The sequence below is a fragment of the Acidovorax sp. KPB24-07 genome, assembly GCF_057543315.1.
Map to the genome: position 1 here is coordinate 1 of NZ_BAAJYS010000146.1, position 9,006 is coordinate 9,006.

General features: G+C 67.6%; 4 protein-coding genes. 3 read left to right on the forward strand and 1 reads right to left on the reverse strand.

The window, feature by feature from the left end:
* Nucleotides 1–299 (reverse strand): hypothetical protein (locus tag AC27IQ_RS14780; protein WP_487089910.1); only part of this gene is annotated, 299 nt, incomplete at its 3' end.
* A 117-nt stretch (nucleotides 300–416) separates the two neighbouring features.
* Between AC27IQ_RS14780 and AC27IQ_RS14785 the strand changes: the two genes are divergently transcribed.
* The 3 genes from AC27IQ_RS14785 to AC27IQ_RS14795 form a co-directional block, all read left to right on the forward strand.
* Nucleotides 417–836 (forward strand): hypothetical protein, encoded by a 420-nt coding sequence (locus tag AC27IQ_RS14785; RefSeq protein WP_487089911.1) that lies wholly within the window; start codon nucleotides 417–419, stop codon nucleotides 834–836.
* A 14-nt stretch (nucleotides 837–850) separates the two neighbouring features.
* On the forward strand, nucleotides 851–1,174 hold the full coding sequence (locus AC27IQ_RS14790; RefSeq protein WP_284431546.1) for a hypothetical protein: 324 nt from the start codon (nucleotides 851–853) through the stop codon (nucleotides 1,172–1,174).
* Nucleotides 1,175–1,264: 90 nt separating this feature from the next.
* Nucleotides 1,265–9,006: RHS repeat domain-containing protein (locus AC27IQ_RS14795; RefSeq protein WP_487089912.1), on the forward strand; the 7,742-nt coding region annotated here is incomplete at its 3' end.

Here is a 9,006-nt window from a genome sequence, read left to right on the forward strand (position 1 = left end):
CCTCGCGCGGCGCGCCCTGCCACCACCACTCCCGTCTCGCTGCGCAACGCCGTGGGCGGCTGACAGGCCGGCAGCCCCGCGTCCAGCAGGCCAGCGCCGGCCTGCAGCGAACGCTGAACCGAGGATCGCCCGACGCCCTGCGCCGGGCGACGCCAGAGGGCCCTCGAAACCCGCGGCAAGTGGCCGATGAACCCGCGCGCGCGCTTTCTCTCGGCCCGGCCGCAGGCACGCACCGCGCGGCCGGCCGGAGCCCGAATACCGCGCCATGCTTCAGCAGCTGAAGTGTTCTGAAATTTCACATTCAAGGCCTATAGACCCGTGAAAAACGGGCAGCGCATCGGTACATTGGCTCCCTGGCAGGCACCGCCATCACACGATGCGGCACCGCCAAAAACAATATTCAAAGGGAGAGAACCATGGCGATTACCGTGATCGAAAACGCCGGCTACGGCGTCTACAACCAGACCATCGATGTGACCGCGCAGGTGGCGGACGCGTATGCCAAAGGCACCCGCGTCTTCACCGCCAACAACAACTGGGGCGATCCGGCCCCAGGCGAGCGGAAATACCTCTACATCTTCTGGACCACCAACAGCGTGACGTCGTCCGGTGTGACCGGCGAAAAACGACAAGCACGGCATCACCGTCCCCTGAGCACGGCGCTGCGGGCCCCCGGTGCCGCGCGGCGCCGGGCCGGCACGCACCGCCCGCCTTCATTTTTTGTATTCCATGCATTCACGGCACTGGCTGCGGGCCCGGTGGGCCATGCCGTGGCTCCATGGTTCAGCGGGATCCGCACGCGAGGGCGCGGCAGGACCCATTTCACCCCACCTTGAACAAGGAGTAATCCATGCCATCCATGTACGTTCAGAACATTTCGATTCCGGTCGCCAACGCCTCGGTGTCCGACGCGGGCGTCGTCACGGCACAGACGACCTACAGCTTCCCGACGAACGTGATTTCGGCCGGAGCCTCCGTTGCCGCCTACACCGCGTCCTTCGGCAACACGGACCACCATCTGCGCACCGTGGGCGCCAGCGTCCAGGTCCAGACCCAGGCCAACTCCCCCACGGTGACGATCACGGGCACCCTGCAGTTGCTGGACAACAGCAACAACAAGCTCAACCCGGCCAGTTGCAGCCTGACCGCCTCGGTGATTGCCTGGGCGCAGTAAATCCACTGATTCACCGACCGGACGGCCCTCCTTTGCTGCGTGAAGGAGGGCCGTTCCCATTGGAGCCTTTTCTTTTTCCAAGGAGTCGCCATGCCATCCACCGCCGGTCAGTCATCCAGCGCCCCAGCCCTCGGAATTCTCCAGTTCGACGCAGGCAGCCTGGGCACGGGCGTCAACCTGTTCCGGGGCAACCTGGCCTTTCCGCTCAAGTTGCTCACGCTCCCGGCGCGGGGAGGACTGGCCTGCGATCTGACGCTCATGTACCAGAGCAGCGTGGCCGACCAGGTGGCGCAGTGGAACCTCACGCACCCCAGCGGCGGGCTCGGCGTGGGGTGGAACATGCCGATGGATCAGATCGTGGCGAACACCGGCAGCGCTCCGCTGCAGGATGCCGAGTACTACCTGATGAACCAGGGGCAGGCCCTGCGCCTCGTGCCCATTCCGACGCAGTGGAGCCGTGGCACGGTCAGCGCGCAGGTGCTCGCCGGCGCGCTGCCGGGGCGGGTGCCGCCGGGGCTGGTCACGGCACTGGAAACGCATGGCTGGCGCCCCTCCAGCGCGGCATTGATCCGGCCCACGGAGCGGCCGGGCGAATGGCGCCTGGACGATCCGCAGCAGCGCCGCTCCCACGCCCTGGTGCCGCAAGCGGACGGCACGCTGGGCATCGAGACGGCGGGCCAGTCCTATGAGACCGTGCCCTACCAGTTCTGGCAGGTCACGTTCTATCCCCAATGGAACAGCTGGGAAGTGGTGCGCCCCGACGGCTCGGTCGCGATCTACGGCGAGAGCGACCGCCAGCTCGACGGCATCGAAGACCGCCATCTCGTGCAGTGGGGCATCCACTGGGACAACTGGACCGGGCCGAGCACGCAGGCGCAAGGGCAGGCGCGCCATGCACAGGCCTGGAACCTGGCGGAGCTGCGCAACACGGCGGGGAACTGGATCGCCTTCGCGTACCGCACGTCGGAGCAGACCGTCGGCGCCGGCACGCTCACCTACACCCGCGAATGCCAGATGGCCCGGATGGAAAACGACCTGGGCTGGTCCTGCCGATTCAACTGGAGCCCGATGACGTACGACAACACGTCGCTGGATGCCCCCAAGGAATACCTCGCCCTTCACTCGGACCCACGGCAGCGCCCCGGCCAGGTGCCCAACGCCTGGCAGGACCGTTTCGAATCGGTGTATCTGGACAGCGTGGATGTGTTCAACGACGCAGGCGCCCCCCAGGTCCGCCTGAATTTCGAATGGCATGACCTCGTGAACCTCACGCCCCCGGATGCCAGCAATCCGCTGGGCACGGGGGCGTGCTTCAAGCGGTACCTCAAGGCAGTCACCGATGTCCTTCCCGGGGGCGCCAGCAGGCCCGGCATCTCCTTCGAGTACGACCTGCAGGGACAGGGGCCGCTCCCAGGCGCCCTGACCGCCATCACCTTGCCGACCGGTGGCATCACCCGCTACGAATATTCGGAAATCGACGTCGGGGCCGATGCCGAACTGGACCCCGGCGCCCGCAACCTGACGATTGCGAACCCCTTCGGCAGCGACACGGCGGCCACGCCCCGGGTCTGGTACGGCTCGGACTACGTGGTGATGGCCTGGTATGACAGCGCGCAGAACGCCTTGCTGGCGAATGTTCTGACCTGGGTGGGCCGATGGATGCCCGCCTGGCAGACCTGGCAGCGTTTCGACGGCGCCCTGGATGTCGACCGCATCGGCGCGACCACCAGCGAGCACAGTTTCGTGCTGATGCTGCCCCGCCTGGACGACAGCGCCACCGCGGTCTATCTGGCCTCCCGCCGCCCCATCGCGGTGGCCGACTGGGCCTTCGCCTCCGAGGGCGGCCAACCCGAGCCCTATCCCCATGCCAGCGGCCAGCTGCAGGTCGTGGGCGGCAGCGACTTCTATGTGGTGGTGGACAAGGACAACCGCCAGTTCACCCGCTATGCGCTGAACTGGCAATCCCGGTCCTGGGACATCGCCACGGAAACGGCGCCGCAGAGCGGGAACAACGCCCGTCTGTTCGCCTGCGCCGCGGGCCAGCACTATCTGACCTTCTGCTACGACCCGGACACTGAGCAGGGACTCTTCAACCTTCGCTTTCGGGACCCCTTGCTGGCCTGGCAGGAGGGTGCGTCGCTGGCGACGACGCAGGTGGTGATTCCAGCCTTCGGGACCACGTCGTATTTTCAGATGACCACCGAAGGCGGCATGGCGGCGGCCGCGTGGATCACGGAGTTCACCGCGAAAGGCAGCGCCATCCAGGCGTTCGACTATCGCCTGGCCGTGCTGCGGTGGGACGCGGATTACGGCAATCTCGCCTTCCAGGCGCTGCCGGACGTCTTCGACGGCCCCGGCTTCACCAACCTCTCCACGGCCTTCCTGCAGACCCTGGGGCCTTCCCTCGTCGGCGGCAGCCTCGTGGGCTCCGGACCGAACGTGCTGCGGTTCGATGGCGTCGACTGGTCCTACCACTTCGCCGGGATCCAGTACGCACCCGGCGCCGACCCCAGCACCCAGTTCTACTGGTATGCCTGGAACGGGCAAGCGGTGCTGAAAACGGAGAACACGACTTCGGCGCTGTACTCCGCCCTGGACAGTTTCGACCCCAGCGATCCGGCCGCGGGCTGGACCACGCAGGTGCTGCAGGACGAAGATCCCCCGCCGCCATCGCGCGAGACGCTCGGCTTTCCCACCCTCGCGGGCACCTATGCCTCGCAGGGGGGAACGCTGTATTCGCAGTCCGTCTGGCCCGGCTGGGCTCCGGTGCAGTCGCACCGGCTCGGTGAAATCACCGCGGCCTCCTTCGACAGCACGACGGTCATCGACCAGGCGCCGGACTTCCTGGCTTACATGACGCTGGACGCCGACGGCGCTCCCCAGGACACGCAGGTGCTGTTCTTCCGCAATGGCGGGCTCCTGAAAGATGCGCAAGGCGAGCCGGTGCGCGAGACCTTCGCCGGACAGCAGATGTTCCGCATGCTGAACCACACCCTGCGCTACGAGACTGCCGTTTCCGGGAAACTGCCGGCCATTCCATCGGGCTTCGTGACCTTCCCGACCGGCAGCGACATCGATGCGTCCGTCGAGATGACGCTGCACCGCTATGCCAACCATTCCGTGAAAGCGCCGCTGAGGGCCTTCGTGGTCACCGCGCTCACGCAGGACAGCGGCTACGGTGTCTTGAAAAAAGCCTACGCCTACACCGATGTCTCTGCGGCCACCGACAGTTCCGGCAGTGTGGTGCAGTTCGCCACGGTCACCGAATACGCGGCCACCACCGATCCCGCGCTCCAGCAGTACGGCGGGACGACCAGCCACTTCTACAACGGCTTGCCAGCGCGCAGCTTCCAGGCCGCTGCCGAGCGGCAGGTGCGGGCCGGGGCGCTGGCGGACACCCGCTTCGCGGTGGAAGACGCCTACTCGCTCGTGGCGGGCATGCTCATCTCCAAGCAGGTGTTCGGCGCTGACGGCAGCGCTTTGTCGTCGCAGATCAGCGAATGGACCTACGTCGACCAGGTCGCAACGGCGCCCGCCGGCGGCACGCTGCGCAACCTGTATGGTGGCGTTCCGCAGGTGACCTCGTCCACGGAGGTGCTGCAGGGCGTCTCACGCACGATGGCGTTCACCTATTCCCTGGCCGGCGGCAGTCCCGATACCGTACAGACCGGGTACTACGGCAGCACCGGGCAATGGCGGGCCACCAGGCGCTCGTCCGTTTTCGGGTTCGAGGTCTATCCGGCGCTTTGGAGCGCGAACATCCTGGCTCCCGTGGCGCAGGCCCTGATGCACAACCAGGACGACAACGGCGCCTGGCAGTTTCAGGCGGGCAAGGTGCAGACCTTCCGGACGTGGCAGCATGCCGATGGAACGCCCTACTGGGCGGAAGCGGACACCTGGGTGGCGAACGAGGCCGATGCGGTGCCCTTCACCGCCTGGGACGGCACGGACCCGGGCCACGGCTGGCTCCTTCAGGAACGCATCTCCGAGCGGGACGGACTGGGGCAGGTGCTGCTGTCCCATGACCTCGCGGGCCGCCCCATGGCCTCCCTGTACGACGACCGGGCGAGGTTCCGCATCGCCGGGTTCGTCAACTCCGCCTCGGGCAATGCCTACGACAGTTTCGAGGACTACCAGGCCCCCACCTGGAGCCTTCCCGAGGGCAGCGTGGTCCAGGCCGGCGATGCCGCCACCGGCCAATCCTGCCTGCAGGTCAGTGCGTCGGGCACGCTGACGCGCAGCGTGTCCATCGCGCAGGGCCAGGCGCCGCAGGTGTTCTCGCTCTGGATGAAAACGCCCCAGGGCGCCGCCGGCACGGATTTCTCGGCCACCCTGCGCATCACCTCGTCCCAAGGCCAAAGCCTGGAGCGCCCCTTGAAGCCGACCGCCGGGCAATGGCAGCCCGTGCAGTGGACCATCGACATGTCGGGACTGGGGCTTGCGGGCCCGGCGACCGTGACCCTGGCGATCGCGGTGCAGATCCATGGACCATCCGTCCCCTGGATCCGCCTGGACGACATCGCCTTCGCCCCCCTGGACTGCCAGTTCCAGGCCGTGGTGTACGACAGCGCGAGCCTTCGGACGGTCGGAGCGCTGACCCCCAACGGCAACATCTCCCGCACGGTCTACAACCCGGTGTCGGAACCCGCCGCGACCATCGGCCCGTGGAACAACCCGAGCCTGATCTGCATGGCCTACTTCTGCCGGCAGGACCACGTGGTGGACAGCACCCATCCCTTCCCCACGGACCGTCCCAATGCGGCCATCAACATCCAGGGCAACGGCGACGGCTTCTACGACCCCTTCGCCGACGATGCCCTGCAAAGCTACACGGCGGTCTCCGGCTCCGAATCCGAATGGACCTGCGGCCAGGGACGGCTCATCTACCAGGGGCAGTCGCAACAGCCGCTCGGCGCGCGCCTGGCGCGCACGGGATTCACGGCCGAGAGCCTGGCCGCGCGGATCCTGGTGGACCCGGCCAGCCTGGGCGAGGTCCTCTTGGGCACGGGCGAATGGTTCGTGGCGCGCACCGGGGGTAACGAACCCGAATGGCAGCTTCGGAACGCGGCCGGCGCGGTGTCCGCACGGGCCGCCGCCGATGGCCGTGCGCGCGAGTGGCTGCTGGTGGCCACGCCCGGCAGGCTGCTGTTTTTCGCGGACGGCCTCAAGGTCTTCGAATACGCCGGCCAGGACGTCACGGCCCCCTTCGGCATCCAGGTGGGCATGAGCGCACCCGGCACCTTCAGCGGCTTCGTGGTGGCGCAGGACATCGCGCTGGGTGTGAGCTATGCCGACGGCCTGTCCCGCAGCTTGCAGACCCTCTCCCTGGAGTCCGGTGACAGCGCCATCCTGGAGATGGGGCTGTATGACGATCGCGGCAACATCGCGGTCAAGGCGCTCGACAGCCGCATCACCGTGCAGGGAAATGCAGCGCTCTTCGAATACCAGGCGGGCATGGCCACCAACGCCGGAGAAGGCGGCAGCCTCTGGAGCGGAGCGCCCCTGGAAGGCCTGCTGTCCAGCCAATACCACCCACAGGCCGGTGGCTATCCGTTTTCACGCACGGCCTTCGAGGCGGCCCCGCTCGCGCGGCCCGTGGCGATGGGGCAGCCCGGCTTCGACTATGCGATCCGGCCGGGCAGCACGCACTACGCCACCCGGGCCTATTCCACCAACCAGACGCCCGGCGAATTCGCCTACCCGCTGCCGCTCGGGGAATACCACCTGGTCATCGACACCGACCCCAACGGCGCGGTGACGCAGGCATGGAAGGACACTGCGGAAAACCTCGTTGGCCGGGTGGTGCAGACCTCCGCCCAGGACACATCGCTGAACTGGCGCATGAGCCAGGTACAGGACGCATCCGGCCGCACCATCGCCTCCGTGCCGCCCAATTCCTATGCGGCCGCTGGAGCGTCACAGAACGGGATTCCGGCGGGCAGTGCGACCGCCACCTACGACTTCGCGGGCCACCGCATCGGCACCACCGACCCCGACAGCGGCCACTGCGAGATGGTGTACAGCACTTCAGGCCTGGCACGCTTTCTCTCCAACGGCAGCGGCTTGCCCGACGGCCACATCATCTATCGCAAGTACGACTCGCTGAGCCGGATCGTGGAGGAAGGCACGGTGCAGCAGGCGTGGGACAGGGAACTGCTGCAGCAAAAGGCCGACGACGCCTCCTGGCCCCCCTCGCCGACGACATGGGGCATTCGCCGCTACTTCGACGGCGACGGCAGCGAGGCGACGCAGGCCGACAGCCTCGTAGGCCGGCTCTGGAAGGTGGAGATGCAGCAAGGCGCACAAGGCGGCGCGCAACTGGTGGAGACATTCGCCTACGACCGGGCCGGGAGGATCGAGCGGCGCGCCCGGACGATTCCCGGCTCTCCGCAGGGCTCCTGCACCGTCACCAACACCTGGTCGCGGGGCGGCAACCTGCTGTCGAGCACCGACTCGTCCACCCAGTTGACCAGCCTGCTGGCCTACGACCCGCTCGCACGCGTGACCTCGGTGTCGGCCCGAGTGAACGGCCTGGACACGGTCCTCGTCGCGCACACCTACTCCCCGCAGGGCAAGCCCGAAACGACGACGCTGCTGCCCACCCCTTCGGGCGCCCTGCTGGAGCGCACCTTCACCTACGAAGCGCCGGGCTGGCCGCGAACCCTCGACGCGGGCCCGCTGTGGAACGAAACGCTGAACTACACCAGCGGTGCGTGCGACGGCCAGGGCTACTACAACGGGGAAATCGCCCGGCAGGGAATCGACTCCAGCATCGCCGACCTGCCCGAGCCTCCCCTGTGCACGCACATGGACGCGCTGGGCAGGCTGACCGGCTGCGGCACCGGCATGAACGCCCAGAGCTGGCAGATGGATCTGAACGGCAACTTCACCCGCCACGACCGGGCGGACAGCAGCGCGACCTATGCCTATCAGGATGGGACCAACCGGCTCTCCAGCTATGCAGCGGCAGACGGCACGCTCACCATGGAATACGACCGTGCAGGGGCCATTTCCCAGGCCCGCGGTCCCGGCGGCGCGCCCGCATGGGAAACCGGCTATGACGCCTGCACCGGCCGCCCGGTGTCCTACCGGGGCGGCGACGGAACCTCCCTGGACATCCTGCGTGACGCCGACGGCCACCGCGCACAGCTCACGCGCACGGCCGGCACCGGAGAGCGGCAGCAACGCTGGCAGATGCCCTCGCCCGGCGGCGAGGTGCTCGTGCAGGATTCGGGCACGTCGACCTCCATCGCCCGCTTCATCTCCGCCATCGACGTGCAGGTGGCATGGATCGATGGAAAGTTCTATTTCGGACTGCTGGACCATCTGGGAAGCGTGCGTGTCGTGCTGGATGCCGACAACACGGTGGTCGGGGCATGGCGCTACGACATCTACGGCGCGCCAACGGCGGTGGTGCCCTGCCAGGTGCCATGGCCGCGGCTGTTCACCGGCCACAACTACGACGAAGACTCCGGCCTGTACGACTGCAATGCCCGCTTCTACAGCCCCCTGCTGGGTCGCTATCTCAGCGTGGACCCGCTGCTGGAAAGCCCCTCGCCCTACGTGTACGTGGGCAACAACCCCTTGTGCTTCACGGACCCCCAGGGCATGAACGTGTGGGGGATCATCGCGGGGGCCGTGGCGACCCTGGCGATCGGCGTGGCGGGCGTGCTGTGGGGCTTCGTCTATCTGCGCACGGTGGAGCCGGCGGGTTTCAACCTCGACCGCTCGTTCCAGATCCTTTTCATCATCAGTCATCGGCGGCCCTGGGCCAACCGGCTGCGCGGCGCCTTCCTGGGCGCGGCGCTGATCGTCGTGTCCCGCTGCTGCTC

Coding starts and splice junctions, on each gene's coding strand:
- AC27IQ_RS14785 (WP_487089911.1), top strand. CDS start 417: ATGGCGATTACCGTGATCGAAAACGCCGGCTACGGCGTCTACAACCAG.
- AC27IQ_RS14790 (WP_284431546.1), top strand. CDS start 851: ATGCCATCCATGTACGTTCAGAACATTTCGATTCCGGTCGCCAACGCC.